We start from the raw sequence: 26356 nt of genomic DNA, 5'->3' as shown, positions 1-26356 counted from the left end.
ATTATATAAATTGTTAGTTATATATGAATATGCTATTAAAGGGGACACTATTCATGCTTACATTAGATCGATTATTAAATGTAACAATTTATTTAGGGGTATTTTTACTTTTCGTTTCGTTCATTACTTTTGTTATTAAGAGAGGACCTGATTTATTATTTTTTCAATTTGGAATTTCTTTGTTTTTTGGAGCTCAAATTATAATTGGAATGAAATTTCTTCATAACTATGGTTTCTCCTTTCACTCAAAACTAGAACTACTTATCTTTATTTTCTATGTAATTGGATTTATTACATGTATACTATTGTTCTTTCACTTTCAAAATCACTATCGAATTTTTTTATTAATTTGTAGTTTTTTATTTTTAACTGGATCCAATTATTACTTTAAAGAAACATTAAAGTCTAGTGAAAAAATTCCAAAGCAACATAAAACTTTTTTAAGTACAAAAGAAAAAGACTCTTTCCCAAAAGAAGTCCGTAAATTTTCCGAGGATTACAACAATATAATAAGGAATGATTTTTATGAAATACCGATGATTCCCACTGAATTACAGATTACAAGCAAAAAAGATTCTTCCCATAGTACATCTTTCTTAGTTGAACTTCATAATATGGAGGATGAAATTACTGATGACTCTGTACAATTAACTCCATCAGACCGTTTTTATATACTGTTAAATACACAAAAAACAAAAATATCAAAAATAGTATATGAAGGGCGAAATTTTTTCACATTAACAGTCACACTAAAGGCTCTTAATTTACAGCAAGAACCAGAAATTCATAATATGTTTTTAGAAATAGATAAACGTAGAGCAATGAACCTTCTTGATTTCGAAATTAAAGCTCATTCTAAAGAATGGAAAGTAACATTTAAAAGTGATAGTTCTCCTTGCAACCTTCCTATCACATTTACATTTGAAAAACGAACAGGCAAATTATAAGAATAAAAAGAGTTATTTTCTTTGAAAAATAACTCTTTTTATTCTTGTCTAGCTTTCAAATTTTCTAAGACGACGTTCTCCTCAACAATTTCACTTGGCCATACCGTTTTTTTCTCGATAGCTTTTTGTCCATTATAACGAAAATGCACAACATTACCTGAAGGACAAACTTGCACGACACATCCTGTATTCGGCAGTGGATAGCCATTCACTTCTTGCATATAATTTATTTCTTTCCAACCACTTCTGTCGTCCTTAACCGTTACATATGTATAACATTCATAACCTTCTTTTGTATATTTTTTTAAAAATACATTTGCAATCTCTCTTGCTTTCTTTTCCTCTATCGCTTCCTTATCACTCGAAAAATAATTTTTATCATCTATCCTAAACTCTATTAAATTACCAGTATGTCTATTCAACGTAATTTGTATCGTTCTCTCCTCATCCTCTTTATGCTCCCACCATAATAGATGATACGGGTCGTCTACGCCTTCTTGATCGTCTACTACAAGCCTATAGTCATCTGAAATGTCAATCATATGAGCCACTTGCTCTTTTCTTTCTTTATCTTTTTGATTCATCATACCGCTCCCTTTATTACAATTTAAGGTAATTATAACAAACAAAAAAGACTAGAGATATCTCTAGTCTTCTACTTCGTCTCACGATGTAGCGTTACTCGCTTTAATCGTGGACAATATTTTTTTAGTTCGATGCGCTCTGGATTGTTTCGTTTATTTTTTTTAGAAATATAATTACGATCACCGCACTCTGTACAAGCTAATGTAATATTTACACGCATATATAATTCTCCTTTCTTTTAAAGATCGCAAACTAAAACGTAATGATTACGATTTAAATATTATATAACTTCATTCTATTTGTCAATTGCAAAAAAAGACAAAAAGCTGAAACAATTAGTTCATACGAAATTCACACGAATCTATTACTATAGGAATTGTACATAGTGAACTTATTAACAATCACGTTTATTTATATAGAATTTTAATCGAAAGGAGCTGAAATTATGAAAACTAAATATCGTTTTATGATCTCATCATTTGCTGCTTGCGCTTATATGCTTTGGTATTTAGTATAATAACAACCTCACTTGTAAATAGGAAAAGGTGTGTATATAAATGGAATATAATCAATCAACAGTTAACTACTGGAAAGCTTTTGTACTACCATATACATTTGCTTTAGAAGAGTTAAAAACTAAATTTGAAATTATGAACCGGGAAGCTCAATTTTTAGAGGATTACAACCCGTTTGAACATATAAAAACAAGATTAAAACAGCCTGAAAGTATTATTAAAAAGCTTGAGCGTAAAAATTTATTACCGACAGTTGAAAATGCACAAACGCATTTACAAGACATCATCGGCATTCGTATTACATGTTGCTTCGTAGAAGATATCTATCATTTGAAAAATGTCATTCAAAAACGTGAAGATATGGAAATCATAGAAGTAAAAGATTATATCGCTAATCCAAAACAAAATGGATATAAAAGTTTACACATGATTATTAAATATCCTTTATCGCTAAACTCTGGTACAAAAGAAGTCTTTGCCGAGATTCAATTACGCACGCTAGCAATGGACTTCTGGGCAAGTTTAGAACATAAACTTTATTATAAATATGAAGGGAAAATACCTGAGTATTTAAAAGATGAACTACATGATGCCGCAATGAAAGCTGAAGATCTTGATAATAAAATGGCAACCATTCGCCAGGATATTGATGATATCGAAGCATGCTCAAATCAAATTATGTTACCACTATAAAGTGAAACTTTAACCAGTGAGGGTTTTGTTTATTCCCCACTGATTATCAGCCCTCACCAATCGGACGTTAACGGACAGCCCGACTCCCACCCAACTTCTTTGCTCCAACTGAATTTTGAGGTGGGAGTTTTACTGTCCGTTAACGCGGGATAAAAAAAGGTTCTCGCCAATGAGAACCTTTTTTGTGCTATTTACGGAAAGTTTCACTTTATTTCTTCTCTATCGTGCGAACCTCTTCAATTTTCCATCCATCCTCTTCTTTTCCAAGTGCATACCGTACTTTCTTCTGAAGAGTGACTTCTCCCTCTATTTCCTTTTCCTTTGCTTCAACAACAACATACCCTGCTTTACTAGCTTTCATGTCTATATGTTCCAATTCAATTTTTTTATTTCCCTTTTGAAAAGCTGCTTCTTTTTGCGTTTTTAAGTCTTCAGCACTAGGCATGTTCTTTGAAAATAACTCCATATGTTCAGTAAGATTTTTTTCATTTGTGGTCCGTACAAATTTCTCTATCACACCTTGAATCGCTTTCTCTTCTTCTTTCGTTATTTGTACCTTTTCTTCAGCTTTTGTAGTAGTAGCTTTTTGTTCTATCTTATTCTCTTTGGATTGACATCCAACTAGCAATAATACACCTATTAGAAGGGACCCTATCCCTCTGAAAAAAGCCCTCATTTTCCCATCTCCTAAAAAGAAAAGTGAGGCATTTCGCCCCACTTTCATTTATAATTAGCGTCTTCCTTTATTCGGGTCGCCACCGCCAACGATATCAAAGACACGTTTAGCGATATTTGTATTCTCTTGAACGCCAGAGAACAAGTATTTACCAGGGCCAAATGCATATACGTTTACATCTTCTCCTGTATGTCCACCTGTTGTCCATCCTGTAACCGAACGCTTATTGAAAATATCTTCAATCGCATTATCAATCTTTGTTACATCTTTTGAAGGAGCAATATCATTTACCGCTTTAATTTCTTCCGGTGTTAATTGTAAATCAATATATTTTTTCAATGTTTCTTCTACATTTGCACCGTTTGCAATCTCATTTGCCATAAAGTCTGGTGTGCGTTTTGCAGCTTTAATTGGATCTACTTTAAAGTTATACTCGCCATTTGCACCTAAAGATAATCCGCCAGTAGCATGGTCTGCCGTTGCAATAACTAACGTATTCTTATCTTTTTTCGCAAATTCAATCGCAGCTTTAAATGCTTTTTCAAAGTCTTCCATTTCACTCATTGCACCAACGATATCATTATCATGTCCTGCCCAGTCAATTTGACTTCCTTCAACCATTAAGAAGAAACCTTTTTTATTTTTGTTCAAACGCTCAATTGCTGCATTTGTCATTTCTTCTAATGAAGGTGTTTTATCAGTGCGATCAATCATTTTATCTAAACCGCCTGGTGCAAATAAACCAAGGATTTGATCATTTTTATCATTTAACAATTGATCTCGATCTGTTACGTAGCTATAACCAGATTTCTTAAATTCTTCTGTAAGATTGCGATCTTTTCTAACAAAGTTTTTTACGCCGCCGCCAAGCATAACGTCTACTTTATGCTTCCCTTTAATTTTTTCATCAAAATAATCATTTGCAATTGCGTCCATATTTTTACGACTAATGTCATGCGCACCGAAAGCAGCTGGTGTTGCATGTGTAATTTCAGAAGTAGCAACGAGTCCCGTTGATTTCCCCTTTTCTTTCGCTTGTTCAAGAACAGTTTTCACTTCTGCTTTATCGTTATCAACTGCAATTGCCGCATTATATGTTTTAATTCCAGCTGACATAGCTGTTGCTGCTGATGCAGAGTCTGTGATATTTTCATGTTCATCTTCCGGATATGTCTTTTGTGTTCCTACAAGATGTTTATCAAACTCTGTAGATTCCATCTCAAAAGTTTTTGGATTATCTTTCATATAACGGTGAGCCGTCATATATGAAGGGCCCATACCATCCCCAATTAATACAATGACATTTTTAATCTTTGCATTGCTTCCGCTCTCATCTGCACTCACTTCACTAGAACGTGTAAAATTCCATGTTGCCACCGAAGTAACTGCTAACGACGCCACAACTGCAAATGGCCATGCTTTTTTCACAAACTTTTTCACTGTCTTGTCCCCCTAATTAGGTTATTCATTTCCCACTATCAAATTTAATAGAATACTGTTAAGAGAAAATTAGTTATATGTAAATTTTTTGTTAACTTATGTAAATATCAGTTATAATTTGTATAACTTTGTCTTTTCATATCAACCATCTTCTCCTTTACAATTAAAATATAAACAAGTTGGATTTCATGTAACGTAAATCTCTTATTTAACATTTTCAATCTACTTTCATGAAAATTAATAGAAATGTGGTGAGCATTTATGAAAACAATACAGCTAGATAAATCTTTTATTTTTGATCTACTCGACCTTTGTAAAGCTGTGGGATGGTTACAAGATAAAACATTTATGAAAAAACAATTCGAAATGTACCTTTCTCTTGGCACACTTATCGGTTATATGCATGACAATAAACTGATTGCAACTGGAGGAGTATTTCCTTTTAAAGATAGTTTTTCTACTATTGGCATGTTAATCGTCCATCCTGATTTTCAAGGCCAGGGCATCGGACGAACTTTGCTAAATCATTGCTTAGCACACACTCACCCAAAACAACCAATTGCACTTATTGCAACAAAAGCTGGCGAGCCTCTTTATACATCATGCGAATTTAAAACAGTAACAAGGATTCATCGTTTTGAGAAACAAACTACTAAAACACATATTACTCATACACAACAAGTGAAAGAACAAGATCTTGTCTCACTTATTTCTCTCGATCAAATTACAACTGGTGCTAATCGTTCCTTACTTTACTCATCGCTATTACCAAGAACGAGCCACTCTTTTAAAATTGAGAGAAATAACTGTATAGAAGCTTTTTCCTTATGTATACAAAAAGGAAATATATTATGCGTCAATCCACTTATTGCAAAGCAAGAGATGGATGCCATTCAATTATTCAAGAAAATCTGTGAAAGCTGGAGTGGCACAGTAAGGATTGATGTCCCACATTCACAATTTTCATTTCGTAAATTTCTTCAAACAGAAAATTTCCAAGAAACGCTCCTTTCACCTCTTATGATAAAAAATGGTAGCCAACTTCCTGGAAATCGTAATATGCTATTTGCTATGATAGATACAGCGTTATGTTAGAAAGGGGACACCTCATTGAAGCGATTTAGCTATTTTATGGTAGGTTGTCTTACTCTTACACTATTAGTAGGATGTAGTGCAGCAGAAAAGCCAGTAGAACAAGTTAAAAATACACTTACAGCGAAACTAGCTACCGAGGAAAAGATGGTGGAAATAGATGGTCAAACCATTTACTTTAAGCAGATCGGTAACGAAAAGCCACCTTTACTTATGATCCATGGATTTGGAGGATCATCAGATGGTTTTCAAAAGATTTACTCAGACTTAGCAAAAGATCATACAATTATTTCTGTAGATGCTTTAGGATTCGGGCGCTCATCTAAACCGATGGATTTTTATTATTCTTTCCCAACCCATGCAAATTTGTATTATAAATTAATGAAAAAACTAGGTTATGATTCGTTTGCGATACTAGGACACTCAATGGGCGGAGAAATCTCCCTTAATTTAACATATTTATATCCTGAAGCCGTTACCCACCTTATTTTAACTGATGCTACAGGTGGTCCTCATACACTCGTTAATAAACAAGGGTCACCAAAACCACAATTGTCGACCGATTTAAATACCGTTTCTGCTATTACAGATTATGATGAGAGCAAAGTGAAATTTAAACGTAACGATGAAGAGCATTACAATAAAATGAAATTATGGCCGAGACGTCTTCAAATCAATGCAAATGAAATACAACAACCAACCTTAATTATATGGGGAAGAAACGATAGTAGCGTTTCTTGGAAAGAAGGAGAAACGTATCATCAATTCTTAAAAAATAGTACTTTCCATATTATCGAAAAAGGTTATCATGCACCATTTCGTCAAGAACCACAAGAATTTGTAGGGTATGTAAAAGAATTCTTTAAGAACAATCCTATCAAAGTTGAAAAATAACATAAGCGGGTATCTCATTTTGAGATACCCGCTTTCATATATTAAGCAGCTTGCTTTTGGCGTTTTTGAGTTTTTGAACCTAATACTTTCGGAATAACGAAACCATCTATTCCAAATTTACCAGCATTCATACCAGAAACTAGAACGAACATTGATAGAATAACCATTTCAGGATTCACACCAATTGACCCACTAAACATATAGGAAAAGTTCATTACAAGACCGAAAAAGACCGCTGTTTTTGTTAAACAACCTACAATTAAACCAATTCCGACTAAAATTTCTCCCCACGTTACAAGTGTATTAAATAGATCAACGTTTGGAATTGCGAAATCTTGTAAAAATGATGCCCACCAAGATTGAACAGCCGGTTGTGCTCCTTTAGATTTTTCAATTGCACCTTGTAAATAACCAGTTGCATCGAATCCTTTTCCTTGTAGTTTACCGATTCCAGCCATTAACCATGTGTAACCAAGATACACTCGAATTACTGCTAACACAAAAGAAACTGCTTTGTTTTCTCTTAAAAATTGAATAACCATATCTTCCTCCTAAAGTTGTAATTAAGTTAGTTACAGATAATATAATAACATTAGTTACTTATTTTCCAAACGTTAATTATGAATAATTCGTGACATGTGTATGAAACATCAAAAACTAACGTTTATATAGTAACTTTTATTACCTGTAAAAACTTGAACATATCATACCATAAGTGATAATGGTTTTCATTGAAGAAAATGTAAAAAAAATGTGAGTTAAATGTGAAACACATTTATTCGAATATAGAATAAACGTGTTTCACACTACTTATATAATCGAAATGTATATGTCTCTTTATCAATTAACCGTGCTTCTTCAAAAGCCTCTCCTAACGTTTTTTCATGGTTAATAAGCCCGTAAAATAAGCGTATTGTAAACATAAGTGCTGCATTCCCATCTACATAATCTATCGATCCAATATACGATTTCGCGCCACTACGTAAGAAAGATTCTGCTAGTTTTCGCTCCCCTAATGTACACCCGCTATTTACAATATGTGTATTATGCAATTTTGCATATTTATAAATTTCTGCTGTACCAAAGTATCCCCTCGGTTCATCTTGTTCATATATATCTTCACCTAACTCTTCCATGACAAACTTTCCTTCCTCACCATGAAAGCAAAAGACAACATAATCGATATCATTATATAAACCCTTTCCAGAAAGAATATCGATGAACTCTTTCGGTCTACCAATCCAATATGTGACAACTTTTGCCCCAAAATATTCAAGCGATGCTCGGATTGATTGCGCCTCTAAATCAGAATTAAAACCAACTACTAGTGCAACATTCAACATACACCCTCCATCCTAGTATTAGATCTCATCCATCAAACTTTCAAGCGATACATCCATTTCATATATACCCGTTTCTTTCAAAAAATCAGTTCTAGTTAAAACGACTTTCTGTAAATATTGCCTATATGCTGTAATTGTCCCGTCGTGAGATACAATGCAAATTCTTTCAGCGCCTATCTCATAACACCAACGAAGAAATTCATCTACTATTTGCCGAAAACGATTCTCTGAAATAGTATTTATACCTTCCGTCCATAACTGCTTATTTGTACTTTTCTCTATCGAAAAACGTGGAAATAAATTTGTTATTATCCCCTGATCTACTATGTGGTCACATGGTAATGTTTTCGCTCCTTCCCGATAAGGAAAAATACGTGGGGATACAGATGGATGAACAATTTTTTGACAAGCTACTTTCGCACTCCATATTGTCGCCGTTTGTAAAGTTCTAATTGTAGGACTGGCAACTAATATATCCGTCTCTTGCAATGGCACATTGCATTGAAGTAATTTAGCCTGATTCCTTCCTTCATCCGTTAATGATGGATGCAATACTTGTAAAGTTGACGGCAAATCTTTTGTATGTTCACCTTCTCCATGCCGAACGAAAACGAGTTTCATATCAATCCTCCTCCCCCTATGAAATCCTTCAACATAATTCCTTCCCTATTTCATCCATTATTCCTGCTATAAAAAAACTAATGTGTAAAAAACATTTGACACAACATATTGGAAAACATTACAATTTTATATGTCAAATATTTTTTACAAGAGAGAGGGGAATCACCAATATGAAATGGATAACCATCTTAATTGGAATGATTATATGGGGATATATAAACGGATTTTTTAGTAGTGATAAAACTGCTAACCCTTGGATTACAGATGATGAACGGGAAACAAAAATTAAGCAGAAAGCAATTATTGCAAGCTGGTCTGGTGTTTTTATGTTTTGTACCATTAATCTCTTAAACAAATGGTTAGGTGTAGGAACAAACGATACATCGCCTTACTTACCATCTTCTGTCGCAACTATTTTAAAAGAAAATGTAGAGTTACAAATTTTATTTATGCTATTTATTACGTATGGCATATTTTACGTATACTATCGAAGAAAACTAAGTGCTTAACTTTTTATTCATGATTATCCTCCTAAATGGTTATAGTAATTAGGACTAGATGAAAGGAGCGATAGAAAAATGAGTAATTCAAATGAGTTTTTAGATACACTGCATGAAAAACAAGCAAAAGATGAACAAAACAGAAAGCGTCAGGGAAACGGAAACCCAGCGAAAAAAAAGCCAAATAAAACACATAAATAATAATAAAACGTGCCTAAAATTATCTTTTAGGCACGTTTTTTATTCTTCTTTCACCGAGATAACATTTTCCCAATTCCATTTCTCATAATACCACTCTGGTACATCTATATTTTCAATCCACTTCTTTTCTTGCTTTCCATCACTATTGGCAATCCATACATTGGCTTTCTCACGGTCTGAACGTATCCATATTAATTGATTGCTCTTCTTCATAAAGATCGGATGATAATCACCTTTCTTATGAGGTGGCTTTGTGATTTGATATTGTTTATCGCTTGTACGATCGATTTCATATAAAGATGGCAGTGGCCTTTTTTCCGGCGGAGTTTCTATCCCTGCCTCTTTTGCCCTTGAAACGATCATTACTCTATCGTTCTTCCATGCAAAATCCCAATCGACATATCCTTTCGGCGTAAATGTGTTCTGCTGAAGTACTGGCAATTCTTTTACTTTTAAATGTTTATTCTCTAACGCAACTCTCCCGCTTCCTTCAATGTAGGCTAATATGTTGCTAGATGGCGCCCATTTGAACCATTGTGTGTTTAGTAACATTTGATCTACTTTTTCAAACCGACTACCATCTGCTCGAACTAAACAAAGCGTATTACTATCAGCTGACCATGAAGCTGTCGGTACCGCTAAAAATGAAATCCATTTTTGATCTGGTGACCACTTAAACCCACTTGCAACTAAAGCTAGAAAATCATCATGTTCATTTGGTAATGCATATAAATGTTTCATTTTATGAGGGTTCATATGTGCATCTTTTTGCACTTCATATAGCTGGGCTCCTGTCCATCCTGTTGGAAGTAAGTGTGCTTCAGAGGATACAAGAAACTTCTTTCCATCAGGGTACCATGCATAATCACCTACACCAGCTGATACATTTTCAAAATCTGCATTCTTTTTTTGGACATCAAACGTATTTAATGTGTTCATAAATATAAATGCAATAGTATTCTCTGTCGGTGACCATTGATAATTTGATACTTCAGATTGAAATGGTCTAACTTTCTTTCCATCTTCCAGTCGGTACAATTCCAAAGTGTTTTGCTTCTTTCCTTTAGCATAGGCAATCCATTTTCCATCATGAGACCACTTCGGTCCTGTTATGTACTCACCTTTTGTTATTTGTTTTTCTTTTTCATCAACTTTAATCCAAAGGTCATGATGACGAATAAAAGCAACTTTTGCCCCATTATGTTCCGCACTAGCACTAAAAATTGAAGATATAAAAATGAATAAACCCACACTACTACTCACGATAATTTTTTTCATACGTTCCTCCATTCTCCTTATAGCATTCCTCATATTCCGCTTACTATATGCGAATTTCACTCCTTATTAATTGCAGAATTGTTATGGATTTATCCCCAATAAGAATGGGCCTTCCTCGCTGAATATTAATCATTCGACATAATCCCAAAAAATTTCCCAAGAAATTTTTAATTCAAAGAGGATTAGTATGAATTATGTCGAAAATATAGTTTATCCAACATTCAATTTTATATTTTGCGATAAAAATGCAAGATAACTTTTCGGAATATTGACACTTTTTATTAGGGGGAGTTTCAATGAAAAAAACTGCATCTACACTATTAAGTATGGCGCTCGTCTTTTCTAGTTTTGGAGCTTTAAGCGCACATGCTGAATCGCTACAAAAGGAAAAGCAATTTAGCCCACAGTTAAAAGCAAATATTGAACAATGGGGAGAAAGTAAAATTGCGCAAAATGTTGAAACAAAAACATCAAAAGAAATTTCAGTCATTGTAGAATTGCAACATGCTCCGCTCGCTTCACAAAGTAACATTCAGCATGCTCCAGATTTAAAAAATGGCAGTGTGCAATCATACCATGCACAACTAAAAAAAGCACAAGAGGATACAAAAAAGAAAATGAAAGAAAAAGCACCGAAAGCAAAAATTAAAGAAACGTATAGCACGTTATTTTCTGGATTCTCTATTTCTATCCCCGGAGATCAAGTTGCCGCTTTAGCTTCTTTACCTGAAGTAAAAGCTGTTTATCCGAACTTAACATATAAATTGCATGAAACAGCAAAAAGCACTGCTAATGAAGAAGTGCCAAATGTCGGTGGACCGACAATCGGTGCACATGAAGCTTGGAATTTAAAAGATCCATCTGGCAAACCTCTTGATGGAAAAGGTATGAAAGTCGCTATTATTGATTCTGGCGTAGACTATACACACCCTGACTTACAAGCAAACTATATCGGCGGATATGATACAGTCGATGAGGATAACGATCCGATGGACGGCAATGTACACGGCACTCATGTAGCTGGCATAATTGCTGGTAACGGAAAAATTAAAGGAGTTGCTCCAAATGCATCTATTCTAGCCTATCGTGTAATGAATGATGGTGGCACTGGAACGACCGATGATATTATTCAAGGTATTGAGCGCGCTATTCAAGATGGTGCAGATGTTTTAAATCTATCACTCGGTCAAGATTTAAATGTCCCTGATCAACCTGTGACAATGACGTTAGAACGTGCAGCAAAACTTGGTGTTACTGCAGTCGTTTCAAATGGAAATGATGGACCAAAACCTTGGTCTGTTGATGCTCCTGGTAATGCAAGTAGCGTCATCTCTGTTGGTGCATCTACTGTTTCTATTCCATTCCCAACATTCCAAGTAGCTGGTTCTAATAAATCTTACCAAGGATTACCGTTATCAAAATCAGATTTCCAAGTAGGGAACGATGCTCAGCTTGTCTATGTTGGCTACGGTAATTCAAGCGATTACGCTAAACAAGATGTGAAAGGTAAATTCGCCCTTGTTTTACAAGGAACTTCAAGCACATTAGTAAAAGCAGAACAAGCAAAACAAGCTGGAGCTCTCGGCGTACTACTAATTTCTAACGAAAAAGAAATTAATATTATGCCCGAATACTTTGGACGTGAAGATATAGCTCTTCCAGTTATGCAACTATCAAATATAAACGGTGAAGAGTTGAAAAATTTAATTACAAAACGAAAGAAAAATATAAAGATTGGACAACCAAATAAAACCGAACTTATTGGTAACTTCAGTTCCAGAGGACCATCACAAGGTAGTTGGCTCATAAAACCTGATGTTATTGCACCTGGCGTACAAATTACTAGTACTGTACCAAGAGGCGGGTATGAATCTCATAATGGAACAAGCATGGCTGCGCCACAAGTAGCGGGAGCCGTTGCATTACTACGTCAGATGCATCCTGATTGGACGACAGAACAATTGAAATCTGCTCTTGCCAACACTGCAAAAACATTAAAGGATGTCAATGAAAATACATATCCTGTTATGGCACAAGGGTCTGGTTTAATTAACATTCCGAAAGCCGCTCAAACGGATGCGTTAGTGAAACCGAACAACGTAAGTTTCGGTCTTATTAAACCGAATAGTGGCAAAGTAAAACTAACACAAAATATTACGTTACAAAATCTTTCTAGCAAAAAGAAAAACTTTTCAACCCGTATTGAATTACTAGATACAAAAACAAAAATCCAGACTTCTTTCCCTTCTTCAATTAGTTTAAAAGCAAATAGTAACATCGAAAAACCTTTTACTATTACTGTAGATAGCTCCTTACCACAAGGCGTATATACAGGAAATCTGTATGTAAAAGAACAAGGGAAAACGGAAGAAATGCGTATTCCATTTACATTTAGCATCGATCCAAAAGAATACAAGCGTATTGACGGCCTTGAAATCGTTAATTCTACTTTCAGTCCCAATAATGACAAAATACTTGATGATAACCTAATCCATTACTATTTAGTTACACCAGTTGAGGACATCGCGTTTCATGCCAATTTAATTACGAAAGACCGTGTAACATATCAAGGTGCGGTATATCAAGGTAAAAACGAAACACCAGGTTATAAATCTTTCAAATGGAATGGTACAAGAGCAGACGGATCTCAGTTGCCTGATGGCTTATACCAAATCGAAGCCGTTGCTTCTAACTCTGGTGGAGAAACAAAGCAAACAGGAGCTGTATTTATCGATCGAACAGCACCCAAATTAACTCACGAAATTGATCAAGAAAATCTTATTATTAGAGGAAATGTTGATGATATTCTACTAGATTGGATGACTGAATCTGGTTGGATTGCACCTGGTATTCCAGTGAGAATGCAATATGAGATTAACGGGAATGGTGTATGGGAGAGTGCATTCTTAAACACGTGGGAGAAAAACTACGAAATTTATTTCGACCGCAATCAATTACAACAAGGAAAGAATACAATTCATATTGTTGCAACAGATGCAGCTGGAAATACAAATAATTTAAACGTTGATTTAGAAGTAAAATAAAATCACACTACAATTTTTCGCCCCTATCAAATGTTTCAGTAGGGGCTTTTTCTATTTCTCACAGAAACAAATGTTAAATAATTCTGAATGTTATGATAGAATTTTTATAAGCGCTTTCAATCTTAAAGAGAGGTGATACAAACTATACAGAATTGATATTCAGCTTTATAGAGAAAAAGGAGGATGTTTAAATGACAAAGAAAACAGAAATTCCATCGCATTTAAAACCATTCGTATCTACACAACATTATGATCAATATACACCGGTGAACCACGCTGTATGGCGTTACATTATGAGACAAAATCATAGTTTCTTAAAAGACGTTGCTCATCCAGCCTACGTGAATGGCTTACAATCATCTGGTATAAATATAGATGCAATTCCTAAGGTAGAAGAAATGAATGAATGTTTAGCACCGAGTGGGTGGGGAGCTGTAACGATTGATGGACTCATTCCAGGCGTAGCGTTCTTTGATTTTCAGGGGCATGGATTATTACCAATTGCAACAGATATTCGTAAAATAGAAAATATCGAGTATACACCGGCTCCTGATATCGTTCATGAGGCTGCAGGACACGCACCAATTTTACTTGATCCTACATATGCAAAGTATGTAAAACGCTTTGGACAAATTGGAGCAAAAGCTTTCTCTACAAAAGAAGAACATGATGCGTTTGAAGCTGTTCGTACATTAACAATCGTAAAAGAAAGTCCAACTTCTACACCTGAAGAAGTTGCAGCTGCTGAAAATGCTGTAATTGAAAAACAAAACTTAGTTTCTGGCTTATCAGAAGCGGAACAAATTTCAAGGCTTTTCTGGTGGACAGTAGAATATGGCTTAATCGGAAGTATAGACGATCCAAAGATATATGGCGCTGGTCTCCTTTCCTCTGTAGGCGAAAGCAAACATTGCTTAACTGACGCTGTAGAAAAGGTTCCATTTTCTATAGAAGCATGTACTGGAACAACTTATGATGTAACAAAAATGCAACCTCAACTATTTGTTTGCGAGTCCTTTGAAGAGTTAACAGAAGCACTTGAGAAATTCTCTGAAACGATGGCCTTTAAAACAGGTGGTAAAGAAGGATTAGAAAAAGCAATTCGTTCTGAAAACTATGCAACTGCTGAGCTAAGTAGTGGGCTACAAATTACTGGTACATTCAATGAGACAATTGAAAACGATGCAGGTGAAGTGATTTACATGCGTACAAATTCGCCAACTGCATTAGCCATTCATAATAAACAACTAGCGGATCATTCTACCTCTGTACACAGTGATGGTTTTGGAACACCGATTGGGTTACTTACTGAAAATATTGCATTAGAAAATTGTACAGATGAACAATTACAATCATTAGGAATTACAATTGGAAATAAAACATCATTTACTTTTGCAAGTGGCATCCATGTAAATGGAACGGTAACAGCAATTCAAAAAAATGATAAAAAGATTGCTCTTATCTCCTTTATCGATTGTACCGTTACTTATAAAGAACGTTTATTATTTGATGCTTCATGGGGTGTTTTTGATATGGCTGTTGGCTCAAAAATCACTTCTGTATTCCCAGGAGCTGCAGATGCTGCATCATTTTTCCCTGCTGATGAAGAAATAGAAGCAACTCCAACACCTCTTACATTAACTGAGCTAGATCGTATGTATCAAACAGTTCGTGATATTCGAAATGAAGGTATTTTACACGAAGCTCATATCGAACAGCTAGTGGCAATTCAAGAAGTATTAAATAAATTTTATGCGAAAGAATGGCTGCTTCGCCTTGAAATATTAGAATTGCTTTTAAAGCATAACAAAGGGCATAAAACATCCGCAGCATTATTACAACAACTTTCTACTTTTACAACCGATGAAGCTGTAACACGTCTTATTAACAATGGTCTTGCACTATTACCTGTAAAGGATGTGAAAAATGATGCTACGATTAACTGAGGAAGAAGTTCAAGAGGAATTATTGACAGTAGATAAATGGATGATAAAAGATGAAAAATGGATTGAACGAAAATATATGTTTTCCGACTACTTAAAAGGAGTCGAATTTGTTTCTGAAGTCGCCAAACTATCAGAAGAACATAATCACCATCCATTTATCCTTATCCAGTATAAAGCAGTCATTATTACTTTGTCCTCTTGGAATGCAAAAGGTTTAACGAAACTCGATTTTGAGCTTGCGAAGCAATTTGATAAACTATTTGTCCAAAATGAAAAAGCTATTATAAGAAAGTAAAAAGGAGAAGCCTTTATTAGGCTTCTCCTTTTATTTTGAAATGAATACAATGTCCAAATGGATCCTCGACCTGTAATATTCCATCTTTGTACGTAGCAATCTTGCCAATACTTTTTAAGCTTTCACATACTTCCTCTTTTTGTTTTTCATCTGCTAGTACAATTGTGAAATATTTCAACCCAACGGAATTTGGCATTTGAGGTGGTATTCCTTCACCTTGCCACGTATTTAAACCGATATGGTGATGATAGCCGCCTGCCGATACAAAGAGCGCCCCGTTACGAGCTGGGATTGTTACTTCAAAACCAAGACCATCTACATAGAAACGTTTTGCTTCTTCTAAATCAGCAACATGGAAATGAACATGCCCCATCACAGTGCCCGTTGGAAAACCATTCCACGCACTTCCTTGCTGTAATAATTCTTCACCAGCTAGAGGGTTACTAACAAATGGTAGTTCTCCATTCTCATCACGCCAAACTTCTTTTTGACGATCATGATAAATTTCAATCCCGTTTCCATCTGGATCAGCTAAATAAAGGGCTTCACTAAAGTAATGGTCGGCTCCGCCGTGCAGTGGATATACCATTTCTACAAGATGACGAAGAATATTCGCTAAATCTTGTCTGCTCGGTAATAAAATTGCGTAATGATATAACCCCGTTCTCCCTCTTTGCTTTGGTAAGGCTTCTTTCTTTTCTTCAATAATAAGGAGTGGTTCGTTATTTTCATTCCCAAATGTGACGACCATTTCATCTTCTTTTAGTACTTTCATGCTTAGTACTTCTGTATAAAACTCTAGTGATTTCTTTACATTTGATACATATAAATGAACAACATCAAGTGTTGTCTCGGGATGAAGTTGAAAACTCATCTTGTTAGCCCCCATTTCATTTAGTTCTTCTTTGACATTTTCTCTTTTAAGAAATTATCTACAAAACCGTCTGCTTTCGCAACAAATAAGTACGCACCCATTGCTAACAATGCAAGCTCTAATTCGAAGCCAGGATTTTTTCCATCCCCTAATAAACCAGCTGACCATTTTACTTTTATAATTGCTCCAACCATAACAAGTGCAAATAATAATCCAATATATCTTACACCTAAACCGAGAATTAACAATATACCACCAACGACTTCTGCTGTTGCTACACCGTATGCAAGTCCTCCTGGTAAACCAATGCTTGTGAACCACCCTGCAATATTGTCAATCCCCGATTGGAATTTTGTTAAACCGTGCATAAAGAACGTTACCCCTAACACGATACGAATAATTAAGTTACCGATATGTTGATTCATTTCTTTCTCTCCTTTATAGTTTTCTTATACAAAACTTTTATTTACATTACAAAACATACACTAATTTTTTTTATTCGTCAATTCATTTTCACTGGGAAAAAATATATTTTTTTTGCTATGATACAAATAGTTGTTTACAAAAAGGAGCTTGATTTTATGAATATTGGTTCTGCAATACGTGAAATTCGTCAACGTAGAGGCATAACAATCGCACAAATTTGTGAGGGAACAGGTCTTTCTAAAGGATTTATGAGTCAGGTTGAAAATAATAAAACATCACCATCTATCTCAACCTTAGAAACAATCTCCAATTTCTTAAACGTTCCCCTTCCCTATTTATTATTAGAACAAAAAGATCGGTTGAAAGTTGTTAAAAAGGTAGAGCGTAAATACAGTGTATATGGAAAAGATGAACAAAGAATTGAGCATGTTGCAGAGCAAGGTGGCCTTCGCCTGAATCTCGTAGAAATTCCTGCTGGGTTCCCGAAAGAAAATACGCCAAATGCCCATGAAGGGGAAGAGTGTCATCTTGTATTACGCGGAAAACTAGAAGTTCAACATGGAGAAGATATTGCAATTGTAGAAGAAGGTGATTCTTTCTCCTGGAATGCATGTGTTCCTCATATCGTTCGTAATATAGGGGAAGAAACTGCATTATTACTCATCTCAAGTCATGCAGAAAATCGAAAACGTGTTTATTAAATAAAAAAGAAGCCTGCAAATCAGGCTTCTTTTTTTATCCCCTTATAACTCCATAACTTGTCCCAACTAATACAGTCTTTTCGTCTTGATTGCGATAAACTGACTCGATTGAAACCTTTTTGTATCCTTCCATCTGTTCAATATTTGTTAAAGTTAATTCACAAGTGATCGTATCTCCTGTAAAAACTGGTCTAATAAACTCACTTACTAATTCTCTTGCTATGTAATGTAATTCTTCTCCTAATTTCGTTCCAATGCTAGCAGTCAATAAACCATGAACCATTAAACGTCCATTTTCATCATATTCCATATGATGTCTACCTTTATCTCCTGTAATATTTGCAAATTCAAAAACTTCTTCTTCAGTAAACCTTCTTTCGTATTTAAATACATCCCCAATTTTTATACTCATTTTTATCCCCCTGATAATAAACAGAATTTTCTTTCATTTTACCATAAAATGAGGCTTAGTTCAGTTTATCTTATTAAAATATCGAGCTTTTTCCATGCTACTTTTTCTCTTTATCGATGCCCATCTTTTTTTGCTATTTGATATCCATAATACGCACATGTTCCATTTCTTGATAGCTCTCTCACCTCAAAACCACAACTTCTATAAAAATCAAAATTACTCGCAGATGTATGTGCAAACCAGTCGCCATGGGGCAATTTTTGCAAACAAAGAGCGACAAGTTTCTTACCTAGTCCCCTTCCTCTATATTCATATTTCACAACTAAATTTACTATGTTCGCGACCATGATTCCATCAGAAATGACTCTAACCATCGCAACCATCTCTTCTTCATCCCAAATTGTGAATGCCCATGTTGAATTTTCAAATGCTATCGTAAATTTTTCAATTTGCCAAGAAGGGATATTATCATTGCTCCAACCGGCATCTTCGAATAAGGTTTTAATTGCATATGCAGGTACACCATTCGTTCCCTCGCGAATAATAAGTCCATTATGGTAAATGTACATGTAATCCCCCCTTTATTTTTATATACCATTCTTCAAAAGATGCAATTTACCTTTTTTCATCCAACACGCTTAATGGAATAAACGAGAACATCCATCCCATGAAATGAAGTTGTTTTCTCATAACTAAGTCCTGTTTTTCTAGCAACAAATATTGATGCTGGGTGGTCTGGATTAATTAGAGAAATTAATTTATTCATTCGTAACGCTTGAAAGCCATAATCTCGAAATGCTGCCGCTGCTTCTTTCGCATACCCTTTTCCCCAATACCGAGGTAATAACCAATAACCAATTTCAATTTCCTCTTTTCCATCTATTTGCTGCTTTACTAATCCTGCATGACCAATTCGTATCCCCGTTTCCTTTTCAATCAATACAAATAAACCGAGACCGTTTTTATAGCTAGGAATCACCCATTCCTCCAAACTTTTTTTACATTGCATATATGTTTTTAACGTCCCATTTCCAATATATCGCATTACCTTCTCATTTCCCCATAGTGAGGCGTAGAACTGTAAATCATCCATCTTATATTTGCGAACTTGTAAACGATCTGTATGAAACATCTCTACACTCCTTCCCACGAATTTGTACTTACCTACACGATCATGTTTTGGATATATACTAAATGTTACTATCTATTATAAAGGAACCAAAGACTAAATACAGAATATTCAATCTCAAAAGAATTAAAAAAAGACAGTAGACAAATGTTGTCTACTGCATCCATATCATAACTAGTATAAAGAAAACTACAATTGAGGGGGGTGTAGGATTTTCAAATATACTAGATACTTATCCCGTTCTAACGGGCGGTAAACTTTTCAATTATGTAAAAGTGAAAAGTTTACCGCACATAAGAACTTTTGCGGTCATTAAGAGAGCACTGTTAAATACTCAAATACACGCTGTGCTTTCTCTCCACCCATTCGTGCATGCTGAAGAAGGGAAATACCATGTGGCCCCGATGCACGTAATGCTTCTGGTTGCGCTACTAAAATAGCTTGTACAACTTCTAATTCTCCAAGCATAGCAGCTACGAAAATATCCATTCGAGCACCTTTTTCTAGTAAATAAAGAGCAATATCTTTACGACCTACATGTGCTGCTGCTCCTAATGCACTTTCCCAATCTGATCCGCCCCAATTGTAAGAGGCATGAAGTAAGCTTGGCGATTCCGCCAACAGTTCTTGTACTTTTTCTAAATCTCCGTGAGCTGCCATAACAAATTCTCTTACTAATTCAGTGGTAATACGTTCTTCTGTTCGCATCCTGCTCCTCCTTTTTTAGAAATTCGTTTCGGTGTGAAAAATGGCTTGTCGCTTCCTTGAAAAATATCTACCTCTATGCCGAACACACGTTGAAACATTTCATGACATAACACTTTTTCTGGTACACCGTCATACTGAAGCTTCCCTCGCTTTAATACGAGTAAACGATCACTATATTGAGCCGCTTGGTTAATATCATGTAAAACCATTATAATTGTCATACCAAACTCCTCGTTTAACCGTTTCACAAGTTCCATTACTTCCAACTGATGCACGATATCTAAAAAGGTTGTTGGCTCATCCAATAATAAGACATTTGTACGTTGTGCTAACGTCATTGCAATCCAGGCACGTTGTCTTTCTCCTCCTGATAAAGATTGTAAAAGACGATATTCATCCCCTTCAAGATTTGTAACAGACAATGCCCAATCAACAATTTCTTCATCTTCTTTATTTAAGTGACCTCTCCATGATTTATGAGGACCTCTTCCAAATTCAATTAATTCTTTCACTGTTAAATCTAATTGATGATCATGCATTTGTGGTAACATCGCTAATTGCTTCGCTACATCACCACTTTTCATCGTATGAATACTTTTTCCATCTAAAATGATATCCCCTTCGCTTTGTTTAAGTAGTCTTGCCATTAAACGAAGCAAAGTAGATTTCCCCGATCCATTTGGCCCAATTAAACTAACGACCTCTCCAGCTTTAATATGTACATTCATATTTTGCATTTGAAACCTTTTAGAATGTGCATAAAACACTTTGTTAACGGAAATCACTCTGTTTCCCTCCTCTATGAATTAAATATAAGAAGAATGGACCGCCTAAGAAGGATAATAGAATACCAACAGGCAATTCAATTGGATCGAACCAACTTCGAGCTATCGCATCCGCGAAAACAAGTAATATCCCTCCGCCAAGACATGATAATGGCAGTAAATATTTATAGTCATTTCCAACTAATAAACGTAACATATGTGGTACGACAAGACCGACAAATCCAATAAGACCAGAGACACTAACTGCAATTCCAGCTAGTAACGTACTTACTACTATTAAATAAAACCGGCTTCTCTCCACGTTATAACCTAATAACTTCGCCATTTCATCTCCTAGCATTAACACTCGAATAGGCTTAATTCCGAAGAAAGCTAATATAATAGCGAATATTGCATAATAAATAATCATGTTTAAATGTGCCCAACTTACGCCACCAATGCCGCCCGCTAACCACGGTAACACGGATTGTACTTTGTCACTATGTAATAACATTAGCGCTGACGTTGCTGCACCAATTAAAGCATTGATTGATACACCTACTAAGACAATTCTTGAAGGCGGTGCCCCTTTTTGCCACGATAAAGCATAAATGACCATTGCCGTTATGAAAGCTCCTAAAAATGCCCCGAGCGGTAAAAATGCCATATGTTGAGGGAATAATATCATAATTACAATTGCTACCAGGCCTGCTCCAGATGAAACGCCGATAATACCAGGGTCTGCAAGAGGATTTCTCATAACCCCTTGCAGCAGTGCGCCAGATGCAGCTAAACATGTTCCTACTATAAATCCAACGAGCACTCTCGGTATACGAAGGTCCCATACAATACGATGAACTGTCGAATCTTCATCTTGTATCCCCGTTAGAATATCTCGTAAAGAAAAGGATAGGCTTCCTGCGAAAAGACCGTAACAAAGACCTAAAACCGTTAATACAACTAAAGTAACTGCTATTATCCATCTTTTTTTCGCAAAAGGGTGTTCCTTTTCCCTTACTACTTCACTACTTTCCATACTTATCATTTCCTTACATCTTGTATACTTTTATACATAAAGTCCATCGCTTCTGTAACCTTTGTTCCAGGATTTGACCCAAATAAGTCTGGTGGCAAAATAACCACACGATTTTGTTTTACTGCATCTATATTTTTCCACGCTTCATTTTTCATCATTTCGCCTTCAAATGCTTTTTTAACGCTATTTGGATCTCCATGTGTAATTAAATAAATCACATCTGGATTCGCCTCAATAATACGTTCCACACTTAGCTGTGCATATTGCGGATATTCCTTCATTTCTGGAAAATCAGCTGCAATATTTTTTCCACCTATTTTTTCTAAAATATCACCTGATAAAGATGTTGATAATGCTGCTAAATAAGTACCCGGTGCTCCATACACTAGCAACGCTTTCACATCACTTTTTTTCTCATATGTCTTCATTTGTTCCGTAATTTTTTGGTTAAGTTCTTTCGCTTTATCTTCTTTCTTCATTATCGTTCCATACAGTTCAATATTCTTTTGAATATCTTGTACGGAATTCGCAGAAGAAATCATTACTTTCGTCCCTTGCCCTTCAACTGTTGGGATGTTCTTTTGGAATCCATTGTTAGCAATAAGTACATCCGGCTTTAAGCTAGCAATCTGCTCAAAATTTGGCTGATGTGCATTCCCAATTACTTGTACTTTCTTTACATCCTCTGGAAGAGTTATTTTTACATCCGGACGACCTACTATTTTTCCGCCTAAAGCGTGGATAATATTCATGTCGCCCATACTTAATGTTGCAAAAGTCTCTGGTACTTTATCGAACGTTACCTTTCTTCCTGACAGGTCGGTAACTTCTATTTTCTCTTTTCCTTTTTCTGTTTTTGTTGCAGATGCTTTTTCGTCTCCTTTCGCACTGCAACCTATTAATAAGAAAAAAATAGATAAAATCGCTGTGAATAGCGTAATAGATTTTTTCATTCTTTCACCTCTAATTGATAATGATAATCATTAACTACTATTCTACTTTAATTGATAAGGATTATCATTGTCAATATAAACCGCATACATTTTCTAGAAAAAACAAAAAGCGTTACAAAAAAAGATTCCTTCTTTTTGTAACGCTCTATTTATCAATATTATTCACATTCGTTTCCCTCTAACTCGTCTCGCATCGCTTTCACACGCTGAAAGAAAAAGAAAGATAAACTTAAAAATATAACGATGCTCCCCATCATAACAAAAGGTTGTATTGCTTCTTTTGCTCCATTCGGAATCAATAAGCCAACCATTAACAATGTACTTACAGCGAGAAGAACTTGTCCAAAACGAGTATAATCTTCTATTTTTTCTTGTAATTCTTTCATTATATTCTCACTCCTCCATTTCACTGTATCATATTCTATTACACTTAAAGACAAGTAAATACAGCCATTCTGGGAGATGTTTTCCAAAAGAAAAAGAGCCGCTTTATGGCGGCTCTTTCATAACCATTACTCACCTTTATATGCTTTCATATAAATTTCTTTCAGCTCTGAAATGAGAGGGAGTTTTGGATTAGCTGTCGTACATTGATCTTCAAAAGCTCTTTCTGCTAATAATCCAACAACCTCTTCAAATTGGTCTTTAACTACTCCTTGTCCTGCAATACTCATATTAATATTTAAGCTTTTTCCAAGTTCAATAATTGCTTGGGCAAGTGATTCCACACCTTCTGCCGCCGAATTTGCTGGGAGCCCGAGCATTCTCGCAATATGTGCATAGCGTTCATCAGCTACAAAGTGCTCATATTTTGGGAACAATGCATGTTTTCTTGGCTTAATAGCATTATAGCGAACTACGTGCGGCATAAGTATCGCATTCGCACGCCCATGCGGAATATGGAATTCCGGTCCTATTTTATGTGCTAAACTGTGATTAATACCTAGAAAAGCATTGGCAAATGCCATTCCTGCGATTGCAGAAGCGTTATGCATTTTTTCTCGTGCTTCTTCATCATTTCCATCTTTAAATGCTCTTGGTAAATATTTAAATACGAGATCAATGGCCTTTAATGCTAATCCATCTGTATAGTCATTTGCAAGAACAGACACATACGCCTCAATTGCATGCGTTAATACGTCCATCCCAGTATCAGCTGTTACATGCGGTGGTACTGTCATTACAAATTGCGGATCCACAATTGCTACATCTGGCGTTAATTCATAATCTGCAAGTGGATACTTTATATTATTTTTCTTATCTGTAATAACCGCGAATGGTGTCACTTCTGATCCTGTTCCTGATGTTGTTGGAATGGCAACAAATTGCGCCTTACTTCCTAATTCCGGATATTTACATGTACGTTTTCTTATATCTAAAAACTTCTGTTTAATTCCATAGAATGTTGTTTCCGGATGCTCATAGAAAAGCCACATCCCTTTCGCTGCATCCATAGCTGAACCACCGCCAAGTGCAATGATTACATCTGGATGAAAACTTCTCATCATTTCCGCACCTTTAAACACGGTTTCATCTGATGGATCTGGCTCGACCTCAAAGAAAACTTCCACTTTCACATCATTTGCATGTTTACGTAAATAATGCGAGACCGTATCTACATATCCATGTTCAACCATTCCTGGGTCCGTTACAATAAATGCACGTGAAATGTTAGGCATATTTGCTAAATATGCTGTCGCATGTTTTTCAAAATAAATTTTTGGTGGTAATTTGAACCACTGCATATTCTTTTTTCTATTTGCCAACCTTTTTATATTTAATAAATGCGTCGCTGTTACATTTTGGGAAACCGAGTTTTTCCCGTAGGATCCGCAACCAAGCGTAAGTGATGGAATAAATCCATTATATATGTCACCAATTCCACCTTGTGATGAAGGAGCATTTACAATAAGGCGGCAAGCTTTCATACGTAATCCAAATTGCTTTTGCACTTCTTTATTTACAGAATGGATGACTGCTGAATGTCCTAAACCACCAAGGTTTAACATTTCTTCGCAATATGTAAATCCTTCTTCTAATGAATTTGCTTTTACACAAGCTAATACTGGACTCAATTTCTCACGAGATAGTGGATATGCTGCTCCGATACCTTGTATTTCAGCTACAAGCATTTTTGTATTTTCAGGTACATTAATTCCAACTAATGCAGCAATATACTGTGCGGATTTCCCTACAATATCACTATTTACCGCACATGTATTTTCATTAATAACAAGTTTTTCTAATTTTCTGCTCTCTTCCTCTGTTACAAAGTAGCAATCATTTGCAACCATTTCTGTTTTCACAGCATCATAAATTTCTTTATCTACAATGATTGCTTGTTCTGATGCACAAATCATGCCGTTATCAAATGTTTTGGATAAAATTAAATCATTAACTGCTCGTTTTATACGCGCTGATTTCTCTATATAACATGGTACATTACCAGGACCTACACCTAGCGCTGGTTTTCCAGTAGAATAAGCTGATTTCACCATACCTGCTCCTCCAGTGGCCAAAACAAGCGCAACATCTTCATGATTCATTAATTGTTTCGTTGCTTCGACAGAAGGTTTTTCAATCCACTGAATACAATATTTTGGTGCCCCCGCCTTCACTGCTGCATCATATACTGTTTTCACCGCTGCAATGGAACAATTTTGTGCGGAAGGATGAAATGCGAAAATAATTGGATTTCTCGTTTTTATCGCAATCAATGCTTTAAACATCGTTGTCGATGTTGGATTCGTTACTGGCGTTACCCCAGCTACTACACCGACCGGTTCCGCAATTTCTATTATTTCTTCATGAGGATCTTCGTGAATAATCCCTACTGTTTTATCTTTCTTTATGCTATGCCAAATATATTCAGTAGCAAAAATATTTTTAATACATTTATCTTCGTATATACCACGACCTGTTTCTTCAACAGCCAACTTCGCAAGTGGCATATGTTGATCAACACCTGCTAATGCCATTTCATGAACAATGTTGTCAATTTGCTCTTGTGTAAAACTTTCTAATGCTTGTAAAGCCTTTCGACCGTTATTCACTAACGTATCAACCATCTCTTTTACTTCCTGCATTTCATTTACAACTTTCTCTTTGACTACCATGTAAATTCCTCCTATTATGCTATCTTGGACTAAATAAGACCCCATAGGTCATAATAAGTCCCGATTAGCGTAAAAAAAAATAGAGTTGCTTTCCTACATGAACCTCATTGTTTGTGAAACATTTCACAAGTTTGTTCGTGAGTAATATTTCATGAACTTAATATACA

28 protein-coding genes and 1 pseudogene are annotated in these 26356 nt (G+C 35.5%); 10 read left to right on the top strand and 19 right to left on the bottom strand.

Going from position 1 to position 26356, the window contains the following annotated elements; all coding sequences use genetic code 11:
• Positions 1-53 precede the first annotated feature (53 nt).
• Complete coding sequence (locus tag ACZ76X_RS11055) at positions 54-947, top strand: hypothetical protein (protein WP_479850490.1); 894 nt, start codon at positions 54-56, stop codon at positions 945-947.
• 41 nt (positions 948-988) lie between these two features.
• On the opposite strand, the pseudogene ACZ76X_RS11050 reads toward ACZ76X_RS11055, so the two are convergent.
• A pseudogene (locus tag ACZ76X_RS11050) lies at positions 989-1531 on the bottom strand (YcdB/YcdC domain-containing protein); the annotation flags it as partial.
• A 71-nt stretch (positions 1532-1602) separates the two neighbouring features.
• The gene (rpmG, locus tag ACZ76X_RS11045) at positions 1603-1752 is read right to left on the bottom strand and encodes a 50S ribosomal protein L33 (protein ID WP_001265617.1); all 150 of its coding nucleotides are present in this window, start codon (positions 1750-1752) and stop codon (positions 1603-1605) included.
• A 337-nt stretch (positions 1753-2089) separates the two neighbouring features.
• Here rpmG and ACZ76X_RS11040 point away from each other — a divergent pair, with 337 nt between their 5' ends.
• A complete protein-coding gene (locus ACZ76X_RS11040) occupies positions 2090-2740 on the top strand; it encodes a GTP pyrophosphokinase (RefSeq protein WP_000456225.1) in 651 nt (216 codons plus the stop codon).
• 208 nt (positions 2741-2948) lie between these two features.
• On the opposite strand, the gene ACZ76X_RS11035 is transcribed toward ACZ76X_RS11040, so the two are convergent.
• Positions 2949-3416: a hypothetical protein gene (locus tag ACZ76X_RS11035; protein WP_479850489.1), complete on the bottom strand. Its 468-nt coding sequence runs from the start codon at positions 3414-3416 to the stop codon at positions 2949-2951.
• 54 nt (positions 3417-3470) lie between these two features.
• Complete coding sequence (locus ACZ76X_RS11030; protein WP_479850488.1) at positions 3471-4856, bottom strand: alkaline phosphatase; 1386 nt, start codon at positions 4854-4856, stop codon at positions 3471-3473.
• Positions 4857-5117: 261 nt separating this feature from the next.
• Between ACZ76X_RS11030 and ACZ76X_RS11025 the strand changes: the two genes are divergently transcribed.
• Together ACZ76X_RS11025 and ACZ76X_RS11020 are read left to right on the top strand one after the other, a co-directional pair.
• On the top strand, positions 5118-5951 hold the full coding sequence (locus ACZ76X_RS11025) for a GNAT family N-acetyltransferase (protein ID WP_479850487.1): 834 nt from the start codon (positions 5118-5120) through the stop codon (positions 5949-5951).
• 15 nt (positions 5952-5966) lie between these two features.
• Positions 5967-6842, top strand: a complete 876-nt coding sequence (locus tag ACZ76X_RS11020) for an alpha/beta fold hydrolase (protein WP_479850486.1) — start codon at positions 5967-5969, stop codon at positions 6840-6842.
• A gap of 41 nt (positions 6843-6883) precedes the next feature.
• Here ACZ76X_RS11020 and ACZ76X_RS11015 read toward each other — a convergent pair whose 3' ends face one another.
• The 3 genes from ACZ76X_RS11015 to ACZ76X_RS11005 all read right to left on the bottom strand — a co-directional run bounded on the left by ACZ76X_RS11015 (position 6884) and on the right by ACZ76X_RS11005 (position 8806).
• Positions 6884-7384, bottom strand: coding sequence for a DoxX family protein (locus tag ACZ76X_RS11015; protein ID WP_000236600.1), 501 nt, complete (start codon positions 7382-7384; stop codon positions 6884-6886).
• A gap of 264 nt (positions 7385-7648) precedes the next feature.
• Complete coding sequence (locus ACZ76X_RS11010) at positions 7649-8185, bottom strand: delta-aminolevulinic acid dehydratase (protein ID WP_479850485.1); 537 nt, start codon at positions 8183-8185, stop codon at positions 7649-7651.
• A gap of 18 nt (positions 8186-8203) precedes the next feature.
• Positions 8204-8806: a histidine phosphatase family protein gene (locus tag ACZ76X_RS11005; RefSeq protein WP_479850484.1), complete on the bottom strand. Its 603-nt coding sequence runs from the start codon at positions 8804-8806 to the stop codon at positions 8204-8206.
• A 170-nt stretch (positions 8807-8976) separates the two neighbouring features.
• Between ACZ76X_RS11005 and ACZ76X_RS11000 the strand changes: the two genes are divergently transcribed.
• Together ACZ76X_RS11000 and ACZ76X_RS10995 are read left to right on the top strand one after the other, a co-directional pair.
• Positions 8977-9315: a phosphoglycerate mutase gene (locus ACZ76X_RS11000; RefSeq protein ID WP_098667248.1), complete on the top strand. Its 339-nt coding sequence runs from the start codon at positions 8977-8979 to the stop codon at positions 9313-9315.
• Positions 9316-9384: 69 nt separating this feature from the next.
• Positions 9385-9507 (top strand): DUF4023 domain-containing protein, encoded by a 123-nt coding sequence (locus tag ACZ76X_RS10995; protein WP_000071866.1) that lies wholly within the window; start codon positions 9385-9387, stop codon positions 9505-9507.
• Between the two features lie 39 nt (positions 9508-9546).
• Here the strand turns inward: ACZ76X_RS10995 and ACZ76X_RS10990 are convergent, their stop codons facing one another.
• Positions 9547-10785, bottom strand: a complete 1239-nt coding sequence (locus ACZ76X_RS10990) for an eIF2A-related protein (protein WP_479850483.1) — start codon at positions 10783-10785, stop codon at positions 9547-9549.
• A 296-nt stretch (positions 10786-11081) separates the two neighbouring features.
• On the opposite strand from ACZ76X_RS10990, the gene ACZ76X_RS10985 reads away from it, so the two are divergent.
• From ACZ76X_RS10985 to ACZ76X_RS10975, 3 genes are all read left to right on the top strand, one after another.
• Complete coding sequence (locus ACZ76X_RS10985) at positions 11082-13829, top strand: S8 family serine peptidase (protein ID WP_479850482.1); 2748 nt, start codon at positions 11082-11084, stop codon at positions 13827-13829.
• A gap of 191 nt (positions 13830-14020) precedes the next feature.
• Positions 14021-15775, top strand: a complete 1755-nt coding sequence (locus ACZ76X_RS10980; RefSeq protein ID WP_479850481.1) for an aromatic amino acid hydroxylase — start codon at positions 14021-14023, stop codon at positions 15773-15775.
• Positions 15756-16070 carry a 4a-hydroxytetrahydrobiopterin dehydratase gene (locus ACZ76X_RS10975; RefSeq protein ID WP_098667246.1) on the top strand — a complete coding sequence of 105 codons (315 nt, stop codon included), beginning with the start codon at positions 15756-15758 and terminating at the stop codon, positions 16068-16070. Before ACZ76X_RS10980 ends, ACZ76X_RS10975 begins: the two co-directional genes overlap by 20 nt.
• 16 nt (positions 16071-16086) lie before the next feature.
• Here the strand turns inward: ACZ76X_RS10975 and ACZ76X_RS10970 are convergent, their stop codons facing one another.
• Together ACZ76X_RS10970 and ACZ76X_RS10965 are read right to left on the bottom strand one after the other, a co-directional pair.
• Positions 16087-16944, bottom strand: coding sequence for a VOC family protein (locus ACZ76X_RS10970; protein WP_479850480.1), 858 nt, complete (start codon positions 16942-16944; stop codon positions 16087-16089).
• 20 nt (positions 16945-16964) lie between these two features.
• Entirely contained in the window at positions 16965-17369 is a 405-nt protein-coding gene (locus ACZ76X_RS10965) for a DoxX family protein (RefSeq protein WP_098667244.1), read from the bottom strand.
• A 156-nt stretch (positions 17370-17525) separates the two neighbouring features.
• On the opposite strand from ACZ76X_RS10965, the gene ACZ76X_RS10960 reads away from it, so the two are divergent.
• Positions 17526-18071: a helix-turn-helix domain-containing protein gene (locus tag ACZ76X_RS10960; RefSeq protein ID WP_001020700.1), complete on the top strand. Its 546-nt coding sequence runs from the start codon at positions 17526-17528 to the stop codon at positions 18069-18071.
• Positions 18072-18105: 34 nt separating this feature from the next.
• Here the strand turns inward: ACZ76X_RS10960 and ACZ76X_RS10955 are convergent, their stop codons facing one another.
• The 9 genes from ACZ76X_RS10955 to adhE all read right to left on the bottom strand — a co-directional run bounded on the left by ACZ76X_RS10955 (position 18106) and on the right by adhE (position 26189).
• Positions 18106-18483 (bottom strand): hotdog family protein, encoded by a 378-nt coding sequence (locus ACZ76X_RS10955; RefSeq protein WP_479850479.1) that lies wholly within the window; start codon positions 18481-18483, stop codon positions 18106-18108.
• A 110-nt stretch (positions 18484-18593) separates the two neighbouring features.
• Positions 18594-19052: a GNAT family N-acetyltransferase gene (locus ACZ76X_RS10950; protein WP_098667242.1), complete on the bottom strand. Its 459-nt coding sequence runs from the start codon at positions 19050-19052 to the stop codon at positions 18594-18596.
• Between the two features lie 56 nt (positions 19053-19108).
• Complete coding sequence (locus ACZ76X_RS10945; protein WP_098667241.1) at positions 19109-19615, bottom strand: GNAT family N-acetyltransferase; 507 nt, start codon at positions 19613-19615, stop codon at positions 19109-19111.
• A gap of 309 nt (positions 19616-19924) precedes the next feature.
• A complete protein-coding gene (locus ACZ76X_RS10940; protein WP_479850478.1) occupies positions 19925-20320 on the bottom strand; it encodes an ankyrin repeat domain-containing protein in 396 nt (131 codons plus the stop codon).
• Positions 20287-21105, bottom strand: a complete 819-nt coding sequence (locus ACZ76X_RS10935) for an ABC transporter ATP-binding protein (RefSeq protein WP_479850477.1) — start codon at positions 21103-21105, stop codon at positions 20287-20289. Before ACZ76X_RS10935 ends, ACZ76X_RS10940 begins: the two co-directional genes overlap by 34 nt.
• The gene (locus ACZ76X_RS10930; protein WP_479850476.1) at positions 21092-22120 is read right to left on the bottom strand and encodes a FecCD family ABC transporter permease; all 1029 of its coding nucleotides are present in this window, start codon (positions 22118-22120) and stop codon (positions 21092-21094) included. Before ACZ76X_RS10930 ends, ACZ76X_RS10935 begins: the two co-directional genes overlap by 14 nt.
• 5 nt (positions 22121-22125) lie before the next feature.
• Positions 22126-23073, bottom strand: a complete 948-nt coding sequence (locus ACZ76X_RS10925; protein ID WP_479850475.1) for a helical backbone metal receptor — start codon at positions 23071-23073, stop codon at positions 22126-22128.
• 158 nt (positions 23074-23231) lie between these two features.
• Positions 23232-23459, bottom strand: a complete 228-nt coding sequence (locus tag ACZ76X_RS10920; protein ID WP_479850474.1) for a YrhC family protein — start codon at positions 23457-23459, stop codon at positions 23232-23234.
• A 126-nt stretch (positions 23460-23585) separates the two neighbouring features.
• Entirely contained in the window at positions 23586-26189 is a 2604-nt protein-coding gene (gene adhE, locus ACZ76X_RS10915) for a bifunctional acetaldehyde-CoA/alcohol dehydrogenase (protein WP_479850473.1), read from the bottom strand.
• Between the last annotated feature and the right edge of the window lie 167 nt (positions 26190-26356).

The sequence above is a fragment of the Bacillus sp. BC05(2025) genome (genome assembly GCF_056725905.1).
The sequence above is the reverse complement of the archived record's forward strand: the minus strand, read 5'-3'. Positions and strand labels throughout refer to the sequence as shown.

Excerpts from the sequence above, each read along its gene's own strand:
- rpmG (WP_001265617.1), bottom strand. The coding sequence starts at position 1,752 with ATGCGTGTAAATATTACATTAGCTTGTACAGAGTGCGGTGATCGTAAT.
- ACZ76X_RS10940 (WP_479850478.1), bottom strand. The coding sequence starts at position 20,320 with ATGCGAACAGAAGAACGTATTACCACTGAATTAGTAAGAGAATTTGTT.
- ACZ76X_RS10945 (WP_098667241.1), bottom strand. The coding sequence starts at position 19,615 with ATGTTTCATACAGATCGTTTACAAGTTCGCAAATATAAGATGGATGAT.
- ACZ76X_RS10990 (WP_479850483.1), bottom strand. The coding sequence starts at position 10,785 with ATGAAAAAAATTATCGTGAGTAGTAGTGTGGGTTTATTCATTTTTATA.
- ACZ76X_RS11015 (WP_000236600.1), bottom strand. The coding sequence starts at position 7,384 with ATGGTTATTCAATTTTTAAGAGAAAACAAAGCAGTTTCTTTTGTGTTA.
- ACZ76X_RS10950 (WP_098667242.1), bottom strand. The coding sequence starts at position 19,052 with ATGTACATTTACCATAATGGACTTATTATTCGCGAGGGAACGAATGGT.
- ACZ76X_RS11040 (WP_000456225.1), top strand. The coding sequence starts at position 2,090 with ATGGAATATAATCAATCAACAGTTAACTACTGGAAAGCTTTTGTACTA.
- ACZ76X_RS10955 (WP_479850479.1), bottom strand. The coding sequence starts at position 18,483 with ATGAGTATAAAAATTGGGGATGTATTTAAATACGAAAGAAGGTTTACT.
- ACZ76X_RS10960 (WP_001020700.1), top strand. The coding sequence starts at position 17,526 with ATGAATATTGGTTCTGCAATACGTGAAATTCGTCAACGTAGAGGCATA.
- ACZ76X_RS10970 (WP_479850480.1), bottom strand. The coding sequence starts at position 16,944 with ATGAGTTTTCAACTTCATCCCGAGACAACACTTGATGTTGTTCATTTA.
- ACZ76X_RS10975 (WP_098667246.1), top strand. The coding sequence starts at position 15,756 with ATGATGCTACGATTAACTGAGGAAGAAGTTCAAGAGGAATTATTGACA.
- ACZ76X_RS10995 (WP_000071866.1), top strand. The coding sequence starts at position 9,385 with ATGAGTAATTCAAATGAGTTTTTAGATACACTGCATGAAAAACAAGCA.
- ACZ76X_RS10985 (WP_479850482.1), top strand. The coding sequence starts at position 11,082 with ATGAAAAAAACTGCATCTACACTATTAAGTATGGCGCTCGTCTTTTCT.
- ACZ76X_RS11010 (WP_479850485.1), bottom strand. The coding sequence starts at position 8,185 with ATGTTGAATGTTGCACTAGTAGTTGGTTTTAATTCTGATTTAGAGGCG.
- ACZ76X_RS11005 (WP_479850484.1), bottom strand. The coding sequence starts at position 8,806 with ATGAAACTCGTTTTCGTTCGGCATGGAGAAGGTGAACATACAAAAGAT.
- ACZ76X_RS10980 (WP_479850481.1), top strand. The coding sequence starts at position 14,021 with ATGACAAAGAAAACAGAAATTCCATCGCATTTAAAACCATTCGTATCT.
- ACZ76X_RS10920 (WP_479850474.1), bottom strand. The coding sequence starts at position 23,459 with ATGAAAGAATTACAAGAAAAAATAGAAGATTATACTCGTTTTGGACAA.
- ACZ76X_RS11055 (WP_479850490.1), top strand. The coding sequence starts at position 54 with ATGCTTACATTAGATCGATTATTAAATGTAACAATTTATTTAGGGGTA.
- ACZ76X_RS11025 (WP_479850487.1), top strand. The coding sequence starts at position 5,118 with ATGAAAACAATACAGCTAGATAAATCTTTTATTTTTGATCTACTCGAC.
- ACZ76X_RS10930 (WP_479850476.1), bottom strand. The coding sequence starts at position 22,120 with ATGGAAAGTAGTGAAGTAGTAAGGGAAAAGGAACACCCTTTTGCGAAA.
- ACZ76X_RS11035 (WP_479850489.1), bottom strand. The coding sequence starts at position 3,416 with ATGAGGGCTTTTTTCAGAGGGATAGGGTCCCTTCTAATAGGTGTATTA.
- adhE (WP_479850473.1), bottom strand. The coding sequence starts at position 26,189 with ATGGTAGTCAAAGAGAAAGTTGTAAATGAAATGCAGGAAGTAAAAGAG.
- ACZ76X_RS11000 (WP_098667248.1), top strand. The coding sequence starts at position 8,977 with ATGAAATGGATAACCATCTTAATTGGAATGATTATATGGGGATATATA.
- ACZ76X_RS10965 (WP_098667244.1), bottom strand. The coding sequence starts at position 17,369 with ATGAATCAACATATCGGTAACTTAATTATTCGTATCGTGTTAGGGGTA.
- ACZ76X_RS10925 (WP_479850475.1), bottom strand. The coding sequence starts at position 23,073 with ATGAAAAAATCTATTACGCTATTCACAGCGATTTTATCTATTTTTTTC.